This is a genomic window from Streptomyces sp. TRM49041, from assembly GCF_008271805.1.
Taxonomy (GTDB): domain Bacteria; phylum Actinomycetota; class Actinomycetes; order Streptomycetales; family Streptomycetaceae; genus Streptomyces.
Map to the genome: position 1 here is coordinate 96,352 of NZ_VSRY01000147.1, position 20,347 is coordinate 116,698.

Genomic DNA, 20,347 nt, shown 5'->3' on the forward strand with positions numbered 1-20,347 from the left:
CCCCAGGCCGGCACACAGGCCTCAGTGCCCTGTCGACTGCGACGACACCGACTCGTCTGCCTGTTGCGGTGAGTGCGAGGACGCCGCGTCCTGGCATGAGGCGATCGCGTTCAACGAGCACCTTCAGCACGACAAGAAGACGATCAAGGTCAGGAACACCTCCGACCGGCCTGTCCAGGTCGGCTCCCACTACCACTTCGCCGAGGTCAACCCCGGCCTCAAGGTGGTCGAGAACCCTGTGGGCACGTCCGTGACCAACCAAGAGCTCAAGGACTGCGCTGAGGCGAAGGGACGACGGCTCAACATCGCCGCGGGCACGTCCGTGAGGTTCGAACCAGGAGATGTGTGCTGCGTTGAGCTGGTGAAGATCGAGGGCGACGCCAAGAACGACACCCGCAAGATTCAGGGACTGCGCAAGGGGATCGTCGTATGAGCAGCCAGCCGGGGCACACGGGTCGACAGAGGCAGAGCAACTTGCTGAAGCGGGCCGACTACGCCGGTCTGTACGGGCCGACCACCAAGGACCGGGTCCGCCTCGCCGACACCGAACTCACCATCGAGATCGAAGCCGACTGGAGCGGCGGGCCGAAGTACAGCGGCAATGAGATGATCTTCGGTGGCGGGAAGGTGATCCGAGAGTCGATGGGCATGTCCCACATCCCCAGGGACGGGGACGGCGACGAGGATCGTCTTCCCATGGACACGGTCATCACAGGGGCGCTGATCCTCGACTGGTGGGGTGTGGTCAAAGCCGACGTCGGCATCAGAGACGGCAGGGTTCATGCCATCGGCAAGGCGTACAACCCCGAGACGATGGACCCGATCGCGGAGTTCGAGAAGTCCGCTCGTGAACAGGCGGGCGAGCAGCTGCCGGTGACAGCGACGAACTTTGTGGTCGGCCCGAGCACCGAGGTCATCTCCGGCAACGGCCGGATCCTCACGGCGGGGGGTGTGGACACCCACGTTCACTTCATCTGCCCCGAGGAGATCCACGAGGCCCTGGCCGCGGGCGTGACCACTCTCATCGGCGGCGGCACCGGCCCCGCCGAGGGCAGCACGGCCACCACCGTGACCCCGGGTGAGTGGCATATCACCCGGGTCTTCGAGGCCCTGGACGAGTACCCCGTCAACATCGGCCTGCTCGGCAAGGGCAGCACGATGAGCGAGAAGGCTCTCAACGAGCAGGTGGACGCCGGTGTCATCGGGCTCAAGATTCACGAAGACTGGGGTGCCACGCCCGCGGTGATCGACATGGCGCTGGCAGTCTGTGAGGAGCGCAAGGTCCAGCTCGCCCTGCACGCCGACTCGCTCAACGAGTCCGGCTTCCTGGAGGACACCCGCAAAGCCTTCAAGGAGAACGGAAAGAAAGGCAAGAAGCGCTCGATCCACATCTTCCATGTCGAGGGCGCCGGAGGGGGCCACGCCCCGGACATGATCGAGCTGGTCAAGGATGAGAACGTCCTGCCCGCCTCGACCAACCCCACCCGGCCCTTTACGGTGAACACCGTCAAGGAGCACATCGACATGATGGTGATCTGCCACCATCTCAACCCGGACATTCCGGCGGACATGGCCTTCGCGGATTCCCGCCTCCGGCCGTCCACCATGGCGGCCGAGGACCTCCTCCACGACATGGGCGCCATCTCGATGATGTCCTCGGATGCCCAGGCGATGGGCCGCATCGGCGAGATGATCATGCGCACCTGGCAGACCGCACATGTCATGAAGTGCCGCTACGGCGCGCTGCCCGAAGACCTGGAGAGCGCGAAAGTCCGAACGATCCGCGACGACGAGAAGGCCAAGAAGGACAAGAGGCACTCCTTCAATGAGGACGGGCTGACGCCGAACGACAACTACCGGGCGCGCCGGTATGTCGCCAAGTACACGGTCAACCCGTCGATCACGCACGGCATCGCGGGTTACGTCGGTTCCGTGGAGCAGGGGAGGCTGGCAGACCTGGTGCTGTGGGAGCCGAAGTTCTTCGGCGTCAAGACGCACATGGTCCTCAAGGGCGGCCAGCTCGCCTACGCGCAGGTCGGGGACGCCAATGCCTCGATCACGACGCCGCAGCCCTATCTGCCGCGGGCGGTGTGGGGGGCCTCCGGTCGTGCTCCGGGGAGCAACTCGGTGAACTTCGTCGCCCCGGGGGTGGCTGACGGGTTGAACACCCGATTCGTCGTCACCCGGGACAGCACCGACAGAGTCACGGAGGCGAAGGCGGAGGGGCTCGGGCTCAGCAAGAAGTTCGTCGAGATCTCGGACACCCGGGACGTCAAGAAGAAAGACATGAAGCTGAACGACACGGTGCCGAAGAGCCTCGAAGTCGACCACAACAGCTTCGAGGTCACCATCGGCGGTGCGACGACGAGCGACGCCCGCACCGAACTCGACGGTGCGACCGTACCTCGCTCCTACGTCACCGAAGTCCCCCTGGCACAGCGGTACTTCCTCTTCTGATCCGACACCGGGCCCGGCCGTCGGCGCCGCCGCAACGGCCGGGCCTGTTGTGCCCGTCCGGGCCACCGCATCACTGTCCACCCTGTGAAAGGCAGTCGCTCGCCCATGAGCCGCGCAGCCCTGCTCCTCCTGGCCGACGGCCGCTTCCCCGCCGGTGGGCACGCCCACTCCGGCGGCGTCGAGGCCGCGGTCGCCCACGGAGCCGTACACGACACCAACAGCCTGGAGGCGTTCTGCCGCGGGCGTCTGCACACCACCGGTCTGACGACGGCCGGGCTGGCCGCGGCAGCCGCCGCCGGACACGACCCGCTCCTGCTCGACGACGCCGCCGACGCGCGCACCCCCGCCCCCGCCCTACGTGCCGCCTCCCGCAGGCTCGGCCGGCAGATGCTGCGCGCGGCCCGTGCCACCTTTCCCTCAGCCGAACTCGAACGCCTGGCCGCCGCACGCCCCCAGGGTGCCCACCAGCCCATCGTCCTGGGCCTCGCCGCCCGCGCCGCCGGACTCTCCCCGCTGGACGCCGCCCATGCCGCCGCCTACGAGAACATCGGTGGCCCGGCCACCGCAGCGGTGCGCCTGCTGAGCCTCGACCCGCTCGACGCCTCGGGGCTGCTGGCCCGCCTCGGCCCCGAAACCGACGACGTCGCGGCAGCCGCGGCCGACGCCGCGACCCGCGCCATGACCGAGGGCACCGACGCCCTGCCGTCGGCCTCCTCACCCCTGCTGGACATCACCGCGGAGCAGCACGCCGCCTGGACCGTCCGGCTCTTCGCCTCCTGACAACCACCTGAACACGCTGATTTCGCAACGGAGTCGCCATGCACCTTGACCACTCTCTGCCAAACCGACACATCCCCGGCGCTTCCGCGACCCGGCCCGACGGCAGCCGCCGTGCCCTCCGCGTCGGCCTGGGCGGCCCCGTCGGCTCCGGCAAGACCGCGACCGTCGCCGCGCTCTGCCGCACCCTGCGCGACCGCTGGTGCATCGCCGCTGTCACCAACGACATCTACACCCGCGAGGACGCCGAGTACCTGCTGCGCGAAGCCGTCCTGCCCCCCGAGCGCATCACCGCCGTCGAGACCGGCGCCTGCCCGCACACCGCGATCCGCGACGACATCTCCGCCAACCTGGAAGCCGTCGAGCACCTGGAAGAGACCCTCCACCCCCTCGACCTCGTGCTCGTCGAGTCCGGTGGTGACAACCTGACCGCCACCTTCTCCAAGGGCCTCGTCGACATGCAGATCTTCGTCATCGACGTAGCCAGCGGCGACGACATCCCCCGCAAGGGCGGCCCCGGCATCACCACCGCCGACCTCCTCGTCGTCAACAAGACCGACCTCGCCCCGCACGTCGGCGCCGACCTGGACACCATGGCCATCGACGCCGAACGACAGCGCGGCGACCTTCCCGTCATCTTCACCAGCCTCACCTCCGACGACGGCATCCGCGAAGTCGCCGACTGGGTAACCGGCCACCTCACCCAGTGGCGCACCGGGGCAGCCGTATGAGCCCATCCTCCCCACTCGCCCCCGCCCGAGCCACGTCCGACCTCGACGTGCCCCCGGCCGGCGCCCAGGAGCACGCCGACCACCCCCACCACCCCCACGGCGTACGTGCGACGGCCCGGATCCGCGCCGCGCACAACGGACGCGTCACCACCCTCCCGCAGTTGTGCAGCGACGGCCCCTTCCACCTGCGGCGTATGCGCACCGGCGGCAAGGCCGCCACGGTGGGGATCATCGGCGCGATGAGCGCACCACTCGGCGGCGACCGGCTCACCCTCGACATCACCGCCGAGGACCGGGCCGAGTTGGAGGTCACCACGGCCGCCGCCACGGTCGCCCTGCGCGGCCCCACCACCGAAGCGGCCACCTACGACGTGCGGCTCACCGCCGGAGAACACGCTCATCTGCGCTGGCTACCACAGCCCCTGATCAGCGCCGCCGACAGCAATCTGAGGCAGACCTGCACTGTCGTACTCGCCGCCACCGCACGGTTCATGCTGCGAGAAGAGCAGCTCCTGGGCCGGGCTGACGAGGAACCAGGCCACCTCGTCAGCCGGATGCTGGTCCACCGTGCCGGGCGCCCACTACTCGACCAGCGCACGGCATACGGGGCGCCAGAACCCGGCTGGGACGGCCCGGCAGTCCTGGACAGGCACCGCGCCGTCGGCCAGCTCCTGGTCGTGGACCCGCGCCTCAACGTCCGACGAGACCCCGTACTCCTCGGCGAGGGCACCAAGGAAGGGTGTGCCGTCCTCGCACCGCTGGCAGGCGGCCCCGCACTGCTCGCCACGGCGGTCGCACCAACCACCGCGACGCTGCGGGAACTGCTGGACGAGGCATACGCACACGCCCGCACCACCTAGCGCGGACGGGCCGGCGCCCCCGGCGGGCGACGGCCCGCAGTGTCGGACCAGTCCCCACTGAGGCTTGTTCATTCTGAAGTTGCCGGTCATGGGCCTGATGTGACTCGTGCACAAGGCTCACCGCACGCCACGGCGCCACCGCTACCTCCTTCGACGCCGCACTGCGCACACTCGCAGCACCGCGCGGACACCTTCACCGAGGCGCACAGATCGGGGCGAGCCGTCTACAGGGCGCGGACTCGGCGACCGCCAGGCAGGCCGTCTTGTGGCGGTCCTGCTCGATGTTCCTCGGCGAAGACCGTGGTCAGGTGGCCGGCAGGGCCGTGGCCAGCAGGACGACGCCGAGTGAGCCGACGAGGGAGACGACCGCCAGGGCCCGGGCCAGGTCGGCGCGGCCTTTGGCGTGGGCGATGCCGTGGCCGGCCGCGGCGAGCATCACCACCACGAAGAGGGCGAGTTTGGCTGCCAGGGTGCGGCCGTAGCCGGGTTCGGCGAGGGAGGCCCAGGTGACGCCCCTGTGCCAGGCCATGGCCCAGCCGGTGGCCAGCTGTACGGGCAGGAAGACCGCTCCTGTCAGCATCCCGAACCTGCGGCCGGCCGCGGCGGTGAAGCCGTCCTTTGCTTCCGGGGCGAGCAGGTGGCGGGCCAGCGGGAGGATCACCAGGGAGAGGGCCAGTTGGCCGCCTACCCACAGGGCGGCACCGGCCACATGCGCGAACCGTACGAGGGACCACCAGCCGACGGTGTCCACTACCCGCTCACCTCCACCATGCCGTGGGCGCCGGATTCGGCGTGGCGCATGTTGTGGTCGACGAACGGGTAGTGGCCGGCCCCGGGGAACGTCGTCTCGACGAAGCCGCCCTGTGCCGGGGCCAGGTCCAGGACCTGCGAGCCGCCCGGCTGACCGGGTTTCAGGAGATGGGCACCTTCCTTGTACACGGTGTCGAAGACGGTGCCGACGACGTGGAAGGCGATGCCGTCGCCGGGTCCGGCGGCGACCACCCAGAAGCGGGCCCGCTCACCGGCCTTCACCTTGAGGGGCTGCTGGGTGTATTGGCCGGCGACGCCGTTGAACACCCAGGCGTCCGGGGCGCCCTCGCGCATCTTCGTCACCTGGGCGGTGCTGCCCGGCGTGCCGAGGTAGAGCTCGGAGGAGACCAGCACATACTCGTGGTCCACCTTGGGGAGGCCGGGTGGGTCGATGACGACGGCGCCGTACATGCCGTTGCCCATGTGCTGGAGCATCGGTGCGGTGCTGCAGTGGTACAGCCATGCTCCGGCCTTCTCGGCGCGGAAGCGGTAGACGAGCCGTTCGCCCGGGTCGAGGGTGCGCATGGGCGTGTCGGGGGCGAGGGCGCCGGCGTGGAAGTCGATGCCGTGCCCCATCCCGGTGGCGTCGTTGACGAGGGTGACCTCGAAGACGTCGCCGACCTTGCCGCGCAGGGTGGGGCCGGGTGCGGTGCCGCCGAAGGTCCACATCTGCTGCCGCACGCCCGGAGCCACTTCGACCGTGGTGTGCGCGGCGTGCAGTTCGACCTTGTGGACCGTCCCGCCGGGCGCGGGCGCCAGGTCGGCGTCGCGTGCCCGCCAGCCGGTGGAGAAGTCGGCGGAGAGGTCCAAGCCGGCGTTGTCGGCGGCCGACGCGTGTCCCTCGTGTTCGCCGCTGTCCTTCGCCGTGTCGCGGCCCTTGACGACGATGTCCATGGTCATCCCGGCCGCCCGGTGGCCCGGCAGGGTGCACCACGCCTCACGGTTCTCGGTGACCGGTCCGACCTCCAGGACGCGGGTGTCGCCCTTGGCGAGCATCGGGGTGGCAGGGCCGTCCTCCACCTTGAGGTCGTGTCGCTGGGCGTCGTCGTTGGTGATCTTCAGCCGCAGGGCGGTGCCTGCTGCGACCTCGATCCGGGCGGGGCTGATGCGCATGTCGGCGAGGGTGATGTCGACAGTGCGGGTCGCGGTGGCGGCGCCGCCGCCCGTCGCGGAGGCGACGGCCTGGTCGTCGGTGTCCCCGCCGCTGTTGGCCATGAGCACAGCCAGGACGGTCAGGACGACGCCCGCAGCCGTGCCCCACACGGGGGGACGTCGTGACGCGCTGTCCGTGCCCTCGTCCCGCGACAGTGCCCGGCCGCTGCGGACGAGGACAGCCACCACCAGGGCCAGGAACGCGGCGCCCGGCAGAGCGGCCAGCAGCGTGCCGGCCGTCGCGGCCGGGCCGGGCAGCGGGAGCGCCGTCAGCACAACACCGGTGTTGAGCGCCACCAGCCGCGTCAGCCAGCCCCGCTCCAGCACCGCCCGTACGGCCGCCCGGTCCTTCGGACCGCTGCTGAGGACGACCGGCAGCAGATAGGTGAGCGCGCCGATCAGGATCTGCGCGACGAAGCCGATCAGCAGTACCGGGAGCAGAGCGTCGATCCCGGTCTGTGCGGCCGCGAGCGGCCGGGCGACCAGCCATGCCAGATCCGCCGCCACCGCGATCAGCAGCCAGCATGTGGCCACGGCGAGCGTCCAGGCCGCCGCCGCGGAGACGGGCCGGCTGCCGCGTACGGTACGGACCAGGAGGTTGACGGCGAGGGCCGCTCCCTCGGCGTAGAGGGCGAGGCCCGCCGCGGCCGGCCAGCGCCGGCCGAGTGCCAGGGCGGCGACCGCCACCAGCAGTCCGCTGCCGGTGAGCCACAGCACCCATCGCGACACCTTCGTGGTGCGGTCCTTCATCCGTACGCCCAGCACGGTGGGCCACAGCATGAACAGCGTGCCCAGGACGGGCAGACCGATCCAGCCGAGCAGCGTGACGTGGATGTGGGCCAGGCGCAGCCCGGCGTACCGGTCGGGTCCGCCGGCGCCGCCGGTGGCCAGCAGCCCGCCGAGTACGGCGCCGGCGATCAGGGCCGCTGTGGCCGCCCGGTAGTAGGAGACGATCGGCTTGAGCCGCCCTCCGAGCGCGCCCCGCCCGAGGCGGACCAGCATCACCAGGTGCGCGGCGGCCGCGGCCACCAGCAGCGTGGCGGAGACAGAGGTCAGCGCCGGCGCCGCGGTCCACACCCCGATGAGCAGCCCGGCCACGGCGAGGTTGGCGGTCCCGAGCCGGGCGGCGCTCCATCGTGCGTCGGGGATCCTGGCATGCAGCATGGCGACGGCGAAGTGCTCGCTCCAGATCAGGACGGCCGTGGTGACGGCGCCGAGCAGGAACATGTGCACGGCCAGCCAGCGGGCCACCGGCAGCGACTCCGGCGCCGCGACCGCAAGCAGGGCCGACACCAGCCACGCCACGACCAGGACGTGGGCGCGCAGATGCCGGGCCTTCACGCCGGACGCCCTGAACCTGTTCGGGTACTTGCCGGGCTCACCCCCGTCTCCGGTCCCGGTGGGCCCGGCCGCGATGCTGGTCATGCCACTCCTCGACGCTTGGGCGACCCCATGCCGCCGTTCTGGTTCGACGTGCTCCCGACCGTGTGTCCACGGACCGGCCGGCCCTCGGTGTCGGCACCGCCGGACAGCAGCGCGGCCAGTTCCCGCTGGTGGGGGAAGGAGCCCGGGACGTATCCGCACCAGGGCTCCTCTGCGTACGGGTCGCCGGTGACGCCGTACGCGCGCGATCGTGAGCCGCCGCAGACCCGGCGGAACTCGCACGCTCCGCACCGGCCGCCCAGCCGGTCGGGGTCCCGCAGCCCGGTGAACAGCGCCGAGGTGCGATAGATCTCCGTCAGCGGCGTCTCGCGGACGCTTCCGGCGGCCAGCGGCAGGAAACCGCTGGGGTGCACGGTGCCGGTGTGCGAGACGAACACGAAGCCGCGGCCCGCGTTGACGTCCAGTGGCGGGCGCCGCACCCGGCGCGCTCCGGCGTCCAGACCCAGCTCGGTGGCCCGCTCGCGCAACTCCCGGTACAGCGGGCCCAGTCCGAGCACCGGCATATGGTCGCCGGTGGCGGCGAGGACCTGGCGTTGCAGGGCGACACGGCGGAAGTGGTGGGCCTCGGTGGTTTTGGCCGGCACGGTCAGGCCCACGTCGTAGACGAAGTTGAGGACGTCCTCCACCTCGCCCGCGGTCAGAGCACCGAGGCTGCGGCCGCGGCCCGTGGGCACCAGGAAGAAGGCGCTCCACAGCATCGCGCCGTGTTCGGCGACGATGCGGACGATGTCGGGGAGGTCGTGCAGGTTGTGCCGGGCAACCGTGGTGTTGATCTGCACCTTCATTCCGAGGGCACGGGCGGCGTCCCAGGCGTCCAGGGTCCAGCGGAACACCCCGGGCACCCTGCGGAAGGTGTCGTGCAGCTCGGCGGTGGAGCCGTCCAGGCTCAGCGAGAGGCCGACCGCGCCCGCGGCGTGCAGGTCCCGCAGCCGCTCCGCGGTGAGCGTCGGCGTACCGGACGGGGACACCGCCACCCGGACGCCGACCTCCTTGCCGTATGCGATGAGCTCCGTCAGGTCGGGGCGCTGGAACGGGTCGCCGCCGGTGATGACGAACAGCGGGGCGGGCTGCCCGAAGGCGGCCACCTGGCCCAGCAGGTCCTTGGCGGCGACGGTGTCCAGCTCGCGCGGATCGCGGTCGGGCACGGCCTCGGCGCGGCAATGCAGGCAGGCCAGCGGGCAGGCCCTGGTCGACTCCCAGATGACGATGAAGGGCCGTTCCCCCGCGTCGTGCCGCTGGCGGCGGATGGCATGGGCGGCGGCGCTCATCGTCCGGCCCTTCCCAGCGCCCTGGAGCTGTGTCCGGCCGCCCTGGAGTCAGGGCAGACGAGGCGGGCGGCCGGACGGTGACCGGGCCGGACCGTGCGCGGCAGCCACCGCGAGCGGCAGCGGTGGAATCGGCCTTGAGGGCGGTCGACGTGGTCGTGCACGGGATACCTCCGGATCGGTCGCCGTCAGCGTCCACCGGCGGCGGTGGTCGGCGCGGCGGCCCTTGGTCTTCGCCGACAGGGCCGACAGTCCCTCTTCACCACGGGTGTGGCAGGCCCGGACGGGCCATCGGAGCGGCGGCGAGGCGCCGCGGCATGGTCAGGAACGGTCCGGTGAGCGCTCTGCCAACGCGTTGGCGGTGGCCACCAGCGCGGCTCCCAGGCCGGTCAGCGCGGTGCCCAGGCCCATGACCAGGGTCGTGAGGTGCCATGCCTGGTAGGCGGACATCAGCGAGGCGCGCAGGGACTGGCCCATGAACGCGGTCTGGCGCAGCTTCGCGAGCTTCTCGTCGTCGCCGCCGGTGGCGTGGAGCTCCGCGGTGATCTCGGCGTAGGTGCGGCCGCCGGTGGCATGGGCGAGATTGCCCTTGATGAACTGGGCGTAGGCGTGCGCGTCGCGGCCGGTTTCCACGCGCCGGCCGGCGTGGGCGGCGAGTTCGCCGGGGAGCCCGCCTTCGGGGAAGGTGATCTTCTGGTCGGCCAGCTCGGCTCGGATCTCCCTCCTGCCGCTGCGTCCGCGTAGCACCATGACCGGCCCAACGACTGCCAGGGCTGTGCCGACCGTCCCGAGCAGGGTGCCGGTCCGACGACGGGATCCGTCCATGATGTGTGTTCCCTCTTTCCTCGTGTGCTGTGGGTAGGGCGGTGTGTGCACGCCGGTGGAGCAACGTCCGTGCGCCGCCCGGAGGTTGCAACGGCTTCTGGTCAGCGGTGGCTGAGCCTCAGCCGCCAGGCCTCGGGGCCGCGTTCCAGGTACTCCACCGAGAACGTGCCGGGGCTGCGCTGTTCGATCTGCGCGAGCAGCGGCAGTGGGTCGTGGGGGGCGACCAGCACCATGGCGGTGCCCACCGGGACGGCGTCGAGGGCGCCGAAGACCGTCGCGTGGCGCAGGGCGTGCGGCACCTCCCGCACGTCCAGTTCGGGTTCGGCCGTCTCCTCCGTGCCACCGCAGCCGCAGACTCCCTCGCAGCCGCCCGTTTCCTCGGTCTGTTCCTGCATGTCCAGTCCTTCCTCGATGTTCTGATCTCCTTGGGCGCCCGCGGCAGGCACGTCACTCGCGAGCCGGTGGTGCATGTCCGCGAGCAGCTCCGCCAGGGAGACCTCGGGCGTCATGGCAAGCAGGGGCAGCACGAGGCCGTTCTCCTTGGCCACGTGTTCCTCGAAGAGGACCTGCAGGGCGCGGGCGTCGGCCGCCGCGCCCGCCGGGCCGGGTGCGCTGCGCAGGGTGTCGACGAGGGCGGTGACGCAGCGGTGTTCGCCGATCAGGCTCTCGATGAGCAGACGGGCCTCGGGCATGCCGTGGGCTACGGGGTAGAGCGCGGCTTCCTCGGCTGCGGCGTGCGGCAGCAGCGAACGGTCGCAGAAGGTGATGAGACCGGCGTGGATCCTCTCTGCGGCGCTCGGGTCGCGGTCCACGGCGGTGAGCAGCATCTTCACGCGTCCGGCCAGTTCCCCGGCCAGTCGGGCGTGGTGCGCCTCCGCGCCTTCGAGGGCCGTGGCGTCCTTGGGGTCCGAGGCGAGGGTGAGCACGCTCATGGTCGTGTCTCCAGCAGGTCGGGCCGGCGCGGCCGGCCGATGCGGGTGGGGTCGGCTGTCCGGGTGCCGACTCCGGGGGTGGATGCCGCTTCCGGCCGCGGTGAGCGGCCGGAGGCTCGACCGAACCGGGCGCCACGCGCCGTACGCGCCGCACCTGCGGCGGCCGGGGAAGGGAGAATCGGCCGCCCGGCAGGCACGGAAGGCGGTCGTACAGATGGGCGTCTGCGGTTCGATCAGTGCCCAGCATGCACGCCGGGCACAGCCGGTTCCCTCGCCGGCCGGACCCCGGCACGGGGACCATTGGTCCCTGTTGCGACCGGCCGGACGGGGCCGGAAGGTCATCCGTCAGGGACCGCCTGCCCCAGGTGCACCATGGCCTGCGGCTTCTAGCGTTCCGAGCCATGGAGAACGTTCAGAACGCACGGCGCCAGGCGTCGCCCACCGGTGAGGGCTGGCCACTGGCCGCCCGCAGACTGCTGACCCGCCGTGAGGTGTCGGCGGACGGCCGGGCCGTGTTCGGCGAAGGCGACCCGAAGTGGGAGGGCTTCTACCGGGACCGCTGGTCGCACGACAAGGTGGTGCGTTCCACGCACGGGGTCAACTGCACCGGTTCGTGTTCGTGGATGGTGTACGTCAAGGACGGCATCATCACCTGGGAGCACCAGGCCACCGACTACCCGTCCATCGGCACGGACTGCCCCGAGTACGAGCCGCGCGGCTGCCCGCGCGGGGCGTCGTTCTCCTGGTACACGTACTCTCCCAGCCGGGTCCGCTACCCGTATGTGCGCGGCGCGCTGCTGAAGCTGTGGCGCGAGGCCCGCAAGCGGCTCGGCGACCCGGTTGCGGCCTGGGCCGAGATCACCGGCGACCCGGCGAAGGCGCGCGCGTACAAGAGGGCGCGCGGCAAGGGCGGACTGGTACGCGCCGACTGGGACGAGGTCAGCGAGCTGGTCGCCGCGGCCCAGGTGCACACGGTCAAGGCGTACGGCCCGGACCGCGTCGCCGGCTTCTCGCCCATCCCGGCGATGTCGATGGCGTCGTTCGCGGCCGGGGCACGGTTCCACTCGCTGATCGGCGGCACCCTGCTGTCGTTCTACGACTGGTACGCCGACCTGCCGATCGCCTCGCCGCAGGTCTTCGGCGACCAGACGGACGTGCCGGAGGCCGCGGACTGGTGGAATGCGGGCTATCTGGTGATGTGGGGCTCCAACATCCCCGTGACCCGCACGCCGGACGCGCACTTCCTGACCGAGACCCGCTACAACGGCACCAAGGTCGTCGCGGTCAGCCCCGACTACGCCGACAATGTCAAGCACGCCGACGAATGGCTCGCCCCGCACCCGGGCACGGACGGGGCGCTGGCGATGGCCATGGGGCACGTGATCCTGCGCGAGTTCCTCGTCGACCGCGAAGTGCCGTACTTCCAGGACTACATGCGCAAGTTCACCGACGCCCCGTTCCTGGTGGCCCTGCGCGAGCACGACCGCGGTCTCGTCCCGGACGGGTTCCTGACCGCCGCGGATCTCGGCCACGACGAGGAACACGCCGAGTTCAAGACCGTCCTTCTGGACCGGGCCACTGGGGAACCGGTGGTCCCCGGCGGCTCGCTCGGCTTCCGGTGGGGGGAAGCCGGGCGAGGCCGCTGGAATCTCGACCTGGGCGACGTCGTCCCCGAACTGACCCTGCTCGAACGCGCCGAGGAGACAGCCGAGGTCGCACTGCCCCGTTTCGACGAGGGCAGTACGGAGGGCGGCTCGGTCATGGTGCGCGGGGTGCCCGCGCGCCGGATCGGCGGCCGGCTCGTCACCACGGTCTTCGACCTGATGCTGGCGCAGTACGGCGTCGCGCGCCCCGGGCTGCCGGGCAGCTGGCCCACCTCGTACGACGATGCGAGCGAGCCGTACACCCCGGCCTGGCAGGAGACGATCACCTCGGTCCCGGCGGAGCAGGCGGCCCGTATCGGCCGGGAGTTCGCCCGCAACGCCGAGCGCACGAACGGCCGGTCCATGATCGCACTCGGGGCCGGCACCAACCACTGGTTCCACTCCGACACGATCTACCGGGCCTTCCTGGCCCTGATCACCATGACCGGCTGCCAGGGTGTCAACGGCGGCGGATGGGCGCACTACGTCGGCCAGGAGAAGGTCCGCCCGGTCACCGGACAGCAGCACCTGTCGTTCGCCTTCGACTGGCAGCGACCCACCCGGCACATGGCGGGCACCTCGTACTGGTACCTGAACTCCGACCAGTGGCGCTACGAGGCGTTCGGGCCCGACGAGCTGGCCTCCCCGCTCGGCAACGGGCGTTTCAAGGGCAAGGCGTTCGCGGACACACTCGCACAGGCCGTGCGGCTGGGCTGGACTCCCGGCCACCCCGGCTTCAACCGCAACCCACTGGACCTGACGGACCAGGCCGCCGCCGCGGGCCGGCCGGTCGCCGAGCACATCATCGACGAACTCAAGTCCGGCAGGTTGCGGTTCGCCGCCGAAGACCCCGACGACCCGGCCAACTTCCCCCGCGTACTCACCGTGTGGCGGGCCAACCTGCTCGGCTCCTCCGGCAAGGGCAACGAGTACTTCCTTCGCCACCTGCTGGGCACCGACGCGGCCGTCCGCTCCGAAGAGACACCGCCCGAGGGGCGCCCGAAGGACGTGGTGTGGCGGGAGGAGGCCCCCGAGGGCAAGCTCGACCTGCTGGTCTCCATGGACTTCCGGATGACGTCCACCGGCCTGCTGTCCGACATCGTCCTGCCGGCCGCCACCTGGTACGAGAAGGACGACCTGTCGTCGACCGACATGCACCCCTTCGTCCACGCGTTCACTCCGGCCATCGCCCCGCCCTGGCAGGCCCGCACCGACTACGACACCTTCCTCACGATCGCCGACAAGTTCAGCGAACTGGCCGCGGAGCACCTCGGCACCCGCACCGACGTCCTCGCCGTGCCGCTGCTGCACGACACCCCCGACGAACTCGCCCAGCCCGGCGGCGTCGTACGGGACTGGAAGAACGGCGAGTGCGAGCCCGTCCCCGGGCGGACCATGCCCAAGCTGGCCGTCATCGAACGGGACTACGCCGCGATCGCGCAGAAGATGCGCGCCGTCGGCCCGCTCCTGGACACCCTGGGCACCACCACCAAGGGCGTCACCGTCCACCCGAACCAGGAGATCGACGAGCTGCGGCGACGCAACGGCACCGTCAAGGACGGGATCGCCGCCGGACGGCCCTCGCTGGCCACCGCCACCGACATGTGCGAGGCGATCCTCACCCTGTCCGGCACCACCAACGGCCGCCTGGCCACCGAGGGCTTCCGCGAGCTGGAGCGGCGGACGGGCAGCGAGGGCCTGGTGGAGCTCGCCTCCGAGCGCGAGGCGGAGCGGATCACCTTCGCGGACACCCGCACGCAGCCGCGCTCGGTGATGACCTCGTACGAGTGGTCGGGCTCGGAGACCGGCGGGCGCCGCTACTCCCCCTTCGTCATCAACACCGAGCACAAGAAGCCCTGGCACACCCTCACCGGCCGCCAGCACTTCTTCGTCCAGCACGACTGGATAGCCGAACTCGGCGAACAACTCCCCGTTTACCGACCGCCGTTGAACACCCCACGGCACTACGGCGACGAGCACCTGCACGAGACCGATCGGGCGGAGGTCACCGTCCGCTATCTGACCCCGCACTCCAAGTGGTCCATCCACTCCAACTACCAGGACAACAAGTACATGCTCGACCTGTCCCGCGGCGGCCCGACGATCTGGATGTCCACCGCCGACGCCGAGAAGATCGGCGTGAGGGACAACGAGTGGATCGAGGCGTACAACCGCAACGGCGTCGTCGCCGCCAGGGCTGTGGTCACGCACCGCATGCCCGAGGGAACCGTGTACATGTACCACGCCCAGGACCGCAATGTGAACGTGCCGAAGACCGAGGTCAGCGGCAAGCGCGGCGGCATCCACAACTCGCTCACGCGGCTCCTGCTCAAGCCGACGCATCTCGCGGGCGGCTACGCCCAGTTCACCTACGCCTTCAACTACTACGGTCCGACCGGCAACCAGCGTGACGAGGTCACCGTCATCCGCCGCCGCAGCCAGCAAGTGGAGTACTGAGATGCGCGTCATGGCACAGATCGCGATGGTGATGAACCTCGACAAGTGCATCGGCTGCCACACCTGCTCGGTCACCTGCAAGCAGACGTGGACCAACCGCACCGGCGTCGAGTACGCCTGGTTCAACAACGTCGAGACCAAGCCCGGCGTCGGCTACCCCCGCCGCTACGAGGACCAGGGACAGTGGAAGGGCGGCTGGATGCTCGACAGGCGCGGGCGGCTCGTCCTGCGATCAGGCGGGCGGGTCAAGCGGCTGCTCTCTCTCTTCTCCAACCCTGACCTGCCGAGCATCGAGGACTACTACGAGCCGGTCACCTACGACTACGACAACCTCGTCAACGCCCCGGCCGGCAAGGACATCCCGGTCGCCCGCCCGCGCTCGGTCCTCACCGGCAATCCCACGTCCATCACGTGGGGCGCCAACTGGGAGGACGGCCTGGGCGGCGCGCCCGAGCACGCCGGCGGCGACCCGAACCTGACCGGTGAGTGGGCGGAGAAGGTCAAGTTCGAGTTCGAGCAGACGTTCCTCTTCCACCTGCCGCGACTGTGCGAGCACTGCCTCAACCCGGCCTGCGTGTCTGCCTGTCCGTCGGGGGCGATGTACAAGCGGGTCGAGGACGGCATCGTCCTGGTCGACCAGGACCGCTGCCGCGGCTGGCGGATGTGCGTGACGGCGTGCCCGTACAAGAAGGTGTACGTCAACCACGCCACCGGCAAGGCGGAGAAGTGCACGTTCTGCTTCCCGCGCATCGAGGCCGGCCAGCCGACGGTGTGCTCGGAGACCTGTGTGGGACGCCTGCGCTACCTGGGGCTGCTCCTCTACGACGCCGACCGCGTCGGCGAGGCCGCGGCCACCCCGGACGAGAAGGACCTGCTCGACGCGCAGCGTGGCGTCTTCCTCGATCCGCACGACCCCGACGTGATCGCGGCGGCCCGGGAGGCCGGCATCCCGGAGGACTGGCTGGAGGCGGCCCGCCGCTCCCCGGTGTACGACCTGGTCATGCGGTACAAGGTGGCCCTCCCACTCCACCCGGAGTACCGGACGATGCCGATGGTCTGGTACGTGCCTCCGCTGTCCCCTGTCCTGGACGCCGTGGACGCGGCGGGCGGAAACCAGGACGACCCGGACCACGTCTTCGCCGCAGTCACCCGGCTGCGCATCCCGCTGGAGTACCTGGCGGAGCTGTTCACCGCCGGGGACACCGACGTCGTCGCCGGGGTGCTGATGAAGCTCACCGCACTGCGCTCGTTCATGCGCGAGCGCGTCCTCGGCGAGGCCGGCGACGAGACGGTGCTGAAGGCCGTGGGGCTCACCGGCCGCGAGGCGGAGGACCTGCACCGGCTGCTCGCCGTCGCCAAGTACCAGGACCGGTACGTCGTCCCCGCCGCGCACAAGGAGGACGCGGCCGCGCTGACCGCGATGGAGAACCGCTGCCCGGTCGAATCGTCCGGGGACCCGGTGGAAGCCGGTGGCCGACGCGTGATGCTCGGCATCCCCACCCTGGGCCGCAAGACCGCCGGAGGCCACTCGTGAGCCCTGCCCAAGACTCCCTCCGGGGGTCCCAGCCCGCAACCATTCCCGCCCTTGTCCGCACCCGCGTCCGGGCGGCCGTCCGCCGCCCGGCCCGGCTCACGCCCGAGGAGTCGGAGGCGCGCACCCTGCTGCTGCGGCTGTGCTCGCTGCTGTTGCAGTACCCGGACGCCGAACTCGCCGCGGCCCGGCCCGTGCTGACGGCCACCGTCGAGGCGCTGCCGTCCTCGCCGGCCGCCGAGCACCTGGCCGTCTTCACCGCCTGGCTCACGGGCCAGGGTACGGACGCCCTTGAGCGGCACTACGTCGAGATGTTCGACCTGCGTCGTAAGAGCAGCCTCTACCTCACCTACTACCTGCACGGCGACACCCGCCGCCGCGGCATGGCGCTGCTCACCCTGAACCAGCGCTACCGGGCCGCCGGCTGGGACATCGACGGGCGTGAACTGCCCGACCACCTCCCGGTCGTGCTCGAGTTCGCCGCTCTGACGGGCCCCGGTGCCGGCGAGGCACCGTTGCGCCAGCACCGGCGCGGGCTGGAGCTGATCCACCGGGCACTGACCGACGCCGACTCGCCGTACCGGCACGTACTGGCCGCGCTGCTCACCCTGCTGCCGCCGCCCACCGAGGCGGACCGCGCGGCGGTGGCCCGACTCGTCGCCGAGGGACCGCCGAACGAGGACGTCGGCCTCGATCCCTACGGCACCTACGGGGAGGGGGAGTTCGCCCCTCCCGGCACGTTCGTGCCGCCGATGGCTGCTCCGCCGACCCGTGTGCCGCCCGCCGACCCGACCAACAGCCTTATGAAAGGCACCCGATGAACGCCGCATCCCTCGCCCCGTCGGCCGCAGCGTCGGTGAGCGGCACGGACCTTCTGCTGTGGGTCGCCGTCCCCTACATCTGCCTCGCGGTGTTCGTGGTCGGGCACGTCTGGCGCTACCGCCAGGACCAGTTCGGCTGGACCACGCACACCAGCCAGCTTCTGGAACACCGCTGGCTGCGCTGGGGCAGCCCGCTGTTCCACCTCGGAGCCTTCATGGTCATCGCCGGGCATGTCGTGGGACTCGCCATTCCGGACTCGTGGACCGAGGCCGCCGGCATCTCCGAGCACGTGTACCACACCACGTCCGTCTGGGCGGGTTCGGTGGCGGGCGTCGCCATGGTCGCCGGGCTGGGCATGCTGTGCGCCCGCAGGCTGCTGACCCGCCGGATCCGGCTCACCACCGACCGCAGCGACAAACTCCTCTTCCCGCTGCTGTCCGCCACCGTCCTGCTCGGAATCACCGCCACCGCCGCCCATAACGTGTTCGGCGCCGGCTACGACTACCGCTCCACCGTCTCCGTCTGGTTCCGCGGACTGTTCGTCCTCCAGCCGCAGCCGGAGGCGATCGCCGGAGCCCCGCTGCTGTTCCAGCTACACGCCCTGACCGCCTTCCTGCTCTTCGCGGCCTGGCCGTTCACCCGGCTGGTGCACGTGTGGAGCGCCCCGATCGGGTACCTCGCCCGGCCCTATCTGGTCTACCGCCGGCGGACCACACCGGCGGCAGCCCCCACGGCCCCGGGCCGACCGCGGTCGGCCTCCGGCTCCCGGTGAGCCGCATGACTCACGGACCCGCGCTCGCACATGACTCACGGACCCGCGCTCGCAGCGGACGCCACGACCGCCCGTCGCGGGAGCGCGGTGGGCGCGAGCCGCCGAACGGGCCCGGTGACACTCCTCAGTGCCCGCCTGCACCGGCTGCTGTGGCTCGCGCTGAACGCCGGGGCACTGGTGGCGGTGGTGTTCGTCCACTGGCTGATCGGATCGTCCACAAGTACCTCTTCCGTGCCATCGCCGACGTGCTCGGCGACGCGGTCACGCCGGAGGTGGCCGCCGCCTGGGACGACAGGAACCCCCCGACGCGGTCTCCTTCCTGCTGCGCCCAGCCGACGAGGACGCTCTGTCCGCTCCGTTCGGCGATCTGCTCCTCGATGAGGCCGACAGCCCGCTGCTGCTGGTCTCGGCCGGTATCGGCTGCACTCCGAAGGTCGGCATGCTCGAACACCTCGCGGCGACCGGAGCCGCCCGCCCGGTGACGGTGCCGCACGCCGACCGTTCCCAGGCCGACCATGCCCTGCGGGTGGACACCGGTCGCCTCGTCGGCCGACTGCCCGGTGCCCGGGCGGAGTTCTGGTACGAACAGGACGCCGCCGCCGAACCCGGCGCCCGCACCGGCCTGATGGATCTCTTGGGGCTGGACCTGTCCGCCGACGCCGATGTCCACCTGTGCGGCTCGCTGCCCTTCATTCGGGCCGTCCGGGCCCGGCTGCTCCAGGCGGCCATCCCGGGGGCGGCCGGCCGGCGGGGCGGCTAGCCCGCCCGGGTGGCGGAGAGGTGGGCGTCCACGGCGACGACACCGTCGACGCCCTGGCAGAGACCCACGACCACCTGGACGAGGCGCGGTGCCGGGACGTGACCACGAAGGGTGACGACACCGTCTTGGACCTCGACGGCGACGGTGCCCTCTTCCAGGCCGAGGATGCGCCCCAGGACGTCCTGCTCGACCTCGCCTCGGATCTCGACGTCGGAGCGGATGAAGGCATCGAGCAGGTCGCTGCGGGTGACGATGCCGGTGAGGAACCCGTCGTCGCCGACCACCGGTAGCTGCTTGACGTGCCGCCTGCGGAGTTCCCGCACGGCCCGGGGGATCGTCCAGTCGGCGCGGGCGGTGAAGACGGGGCTGCTCATGAGCGCGCCTGCGGTCCGTGCCCGCGCCTTGCTCCAAGCGTGCTCGTCGGTCCCCTCCTGCCCCTGTGGATCAGGCGCGCCGGTCTCGTGCCGCAGTACGTCGGACGCGGACACGACGCCGACAGGGGCGCCATCGTCGTCGACGACTGGCGCCGCGACGATATCGTTCGCGTCCAGCAGGGCGGCGACCTCCTGGAGTGGTGTGGTGGGGCGGAGGGTGACGACCTCCTCGGTCATCACGTCTCCGACCGTGCGGCGGTGCAGCATGGCATCGGTCTCCTCCGCATTGCGACGGGGCGGCCGCGGTCGGACCGCCCGGGCGGGCCACGCGCGGTGCGCCGGCTCGTACACGCCGTCCTCCCTACCCATGACAACACCGCGCCGCTCCGGCGACCAGTGAGGTTCGGCCTGGCGGGGGAAGGCCGACGGGGTCCCACGGCCGGCAGTGCGGCCAAGTGCGCAAGATGGTGCTCAGCCGCGAATACGCGACCACCAGCCGGATGCCGTTCACCGGCCGCCCAGTGGCGGAACCGATCGTGACGGAGATGATCGGCGCCGCACGGGCGGAGGGCGCGCACCTGGAGGTGCCCGACATCGTGGGGATTCGGAGCCTGCTGCAGTTGGCCCAGGCGGGCGAGGTCCGCAACGCGTCCCACGCGGGAGCACGGCCGAGGCGCGGCCTGGCCGGCAAGCAATCCGGGGCGCGCCGAAGAGGAGGGGCGGCCGGACCCGGCAC

At 71.2% G+C, this 20,347-nt stretch carries 16 protein-coding genes; 10 read left to right on the forward strand and 6 right to left on the reverse strand.

Features of this window, described 5'->3' with window-relative positions; all coding sequences use genetic code 11:
- The first annotated feature begins 103 nt into the window (after positions 1-103).
- The 5 genes from FVS66_RS36615 to FVS66_RS21430 all read left to right on the forward strand — a co-directional run bounded on the left by FVS66_RS36615 (position 104) and on the right by FVS66_RS21430 (position 4,825).
- A complete protein-coding gene (locus FVS66_RS36615; RefSeq protein ID WP_316248207.1) occupies positions 104-433 on the forward strand; it encodes an urease subunit beta in 330 nt (109 codons plus the stop codon).
- Entirely contained in the window at positions 430-2,457 is a 2,028-nt protein-coding gene (locus tag FVS66_RS21415; RefSeq protein WP_149182805.1) for an urease subunit alpha, read from the forward strand. Before FVS66_RS36615 ends, FVS66_RS21415 begins: the two co-directional genes overlap by 4 nt.
- Positions 2,458-2,562: 105 nt before the next feature.
- On the forward strand, positions 2,563-3,237 hold the full coding sequence (locus FVS66_RS21420; protein ID WP_149182806.1) for an urease accessory protein UreF: 675 nt from the start codon (positions 2,563-2,565) through the stop codon (positions 3,235-3,237).
- A 38-nt stretch (positions 3,238-3,275) separates the two neighbouring features.
- Positions 3,276-3,965, forward strand: coding sequence for an urease accessory protein UreG (gene ureG / locus FVS66_RS21425; protein WP_149182807.1), 690 nt, complete (start codon positions 3,276-3,278; stop codon positions 3,963-3,965).
- The gene (locus tag FVS66_RS21430) at positions 3,962-4,825 is read left to right on the forward strand and encodes an urease accessory protein UreD (RefSeq protein ID WP_149182808.1); all 864 of its coding nucleotides are present in this window, start codon (positions 3,962-3,964) and stop codon (positions 4,823-4,825) included. Before ureG ends, FVS66_RS21430 begins: the two co-directional genes overlap by 4 nt.
- 304 nt (positions 4,826-5,129) lie before the next feature.
- Here the strand turns inward: FVS66_RS21430 and FVS66_RS21435 are convergent, their stop codons facing one another.
- The 5 genes from FVS66_RS21435 to FVS66_RS21455 form a co-directional block, all read right to left on the reverse strand.
- Entirely contained in the window at positions 5,130-5,576 is a 447-nt protein-coding gene (locus FVS66_RS21435; RefSeq protein WP_149182809.1) for a hypothetical protein, read from the reverse strand.
- The gene (locus tag FVS66_RS21440; protein WP_149182810.1) at positions 5,576-8,212 is read right to left on the reverse strand and encodes a multicopper oxidase domain-containing protein; all 2,637 of its coding nucleotides are present in this window, start codon (positions 8,210-8,212) and stop codon (positions 5,576-5,578) included. Before FVS66_RS21440 ends, FVS66_RS21435 begins: the two co-directional genes overlap by 1 nt.
- Complete coding sequence (locus FVS66_RS21445) at positions 8,209-9,498, reverse strand: TIGR04053 family radical SAM/SPASM domain-containing protein (RefSeq protein ID WP_149182811.1); 1,290 nt, start codon at positions 9,496-9,498, stop codon at positions 8,209-8,211. The genes FVS66_RS21440 and FVS66_RS21445 overlap by 4 nt, the downstream gene beginning before the upstream one ends.
- A 318-nt stretch (positions 9,499-9,816) precedes the next feature.
- Positions 9,817-10,320 (reverse strand): hypothetical protein, encoded by a 504-nt coding sequence (locus FVS66_RS21450; protein ID WP_149182812.1) that lies wholly within the window; start codon positions 10,318-10,320, stop codon positions 9,817-9,819.
- A gap of 101 nt (positions 10,321-10,421) precedes the next feature.
- Complete coding sequence (locus FVS66_RS21455) at positions 10,422-11,252, reverse strand: DUF2249 domain-containing protein (RefSeq protein WP_149182813.1); 831 nt, start codon at positions 11,250-11,252, stop codon at positions 10,422-10,424.
- Between the two features lie 401 nt (positions 11,253-11,653).
- On the opposite strand from FVS66_RS21455, the gene FVS66_RS21460 reads away from it, so the two are divergent.
- From FVS66_RS21460 to FVS66_RS36915, 5 genes are all read left to right on the forward strand, one after another.
- Positions 11,654-15,352: a nitrate reductase subunit alpha gene (locus FVS66_RS21460; protein ID WP_149182814.1), complete on the forward strand. Its 3,699-nt coding sequence runs from the start codon at positions 11,654-11,656 to the stop codon at positions 15,350-15,352.
- 1 nt (position 15,353) lies between these two features.
- Positions 15,354-16,886, forward strand: coding sequence for a nitrate reductase subunit beta (gene narH, locus FVS66_RS21465; protein WP_149182815.1), 1,533 nt, complete (start codon positions 15,354-15,356; stop codon positions 16,884-16,886).
- Positions 16,883-17,704 carry a nitrate reductase molybdenum cofactor assembly chaperone gene (gene narJ, locus FVS66_RS21470; protein ID WP_149182816.1) on the forward strand — a complete coding sequence of 274 codons (822 nt, stop codon included), beginning with the start codon at positions 16,883-16,885 and terminating at the stop codon, positions 17,702-17,704. The genes narH and narJ overlap by 4 nt, the downstream gene beginning before the upstream one ends.
- A complete protein-coding gene (narI, locus tag FVS66_RS21475; protein ID WP_149182817.1) occupies positions 17,701-18,477 on the forward strand; it encodes a respiratory nitrate reductase subunit gamma in 777 nt (258 codons plus the stop codon). Before narJ ends, narI begins: the two co-directional genes overlap by 4 nt.
- Positions 18,478-18,916: 439 nt before the next feature.
- Positions 18,917-19,237 (forward strand): hypothetical protein, encoded by a 321-nt coding sequence (locus tag FVS66_RS36915; RefSeq protein ID WP_399225991.1) that lies wholly within the window; start codon positions 18,917-18,919, stop codon positions 19,235-19,237.
- Here FVS66_RS36915 and FVS66_RS21490 read toward each other — a convergent pair.
- Positions 19,234-19,878: a CBS domain-containing protein gene (locus FVS66_RS21490; RefSeq protein WP_149182818.1), complete on the reverse strand. Its 645-nt coding sequence runs from the start codon at positions 19,876-19,878 to the stop codon at positions 19,234-19,236. The two genes, FVS66_RS36915 and FVS66_RS21490, sit on opposite strands and share 4 nt — an antisense overlap.
- Positions 19,879-20,347 lie beyond the last annotated feature (469 nt).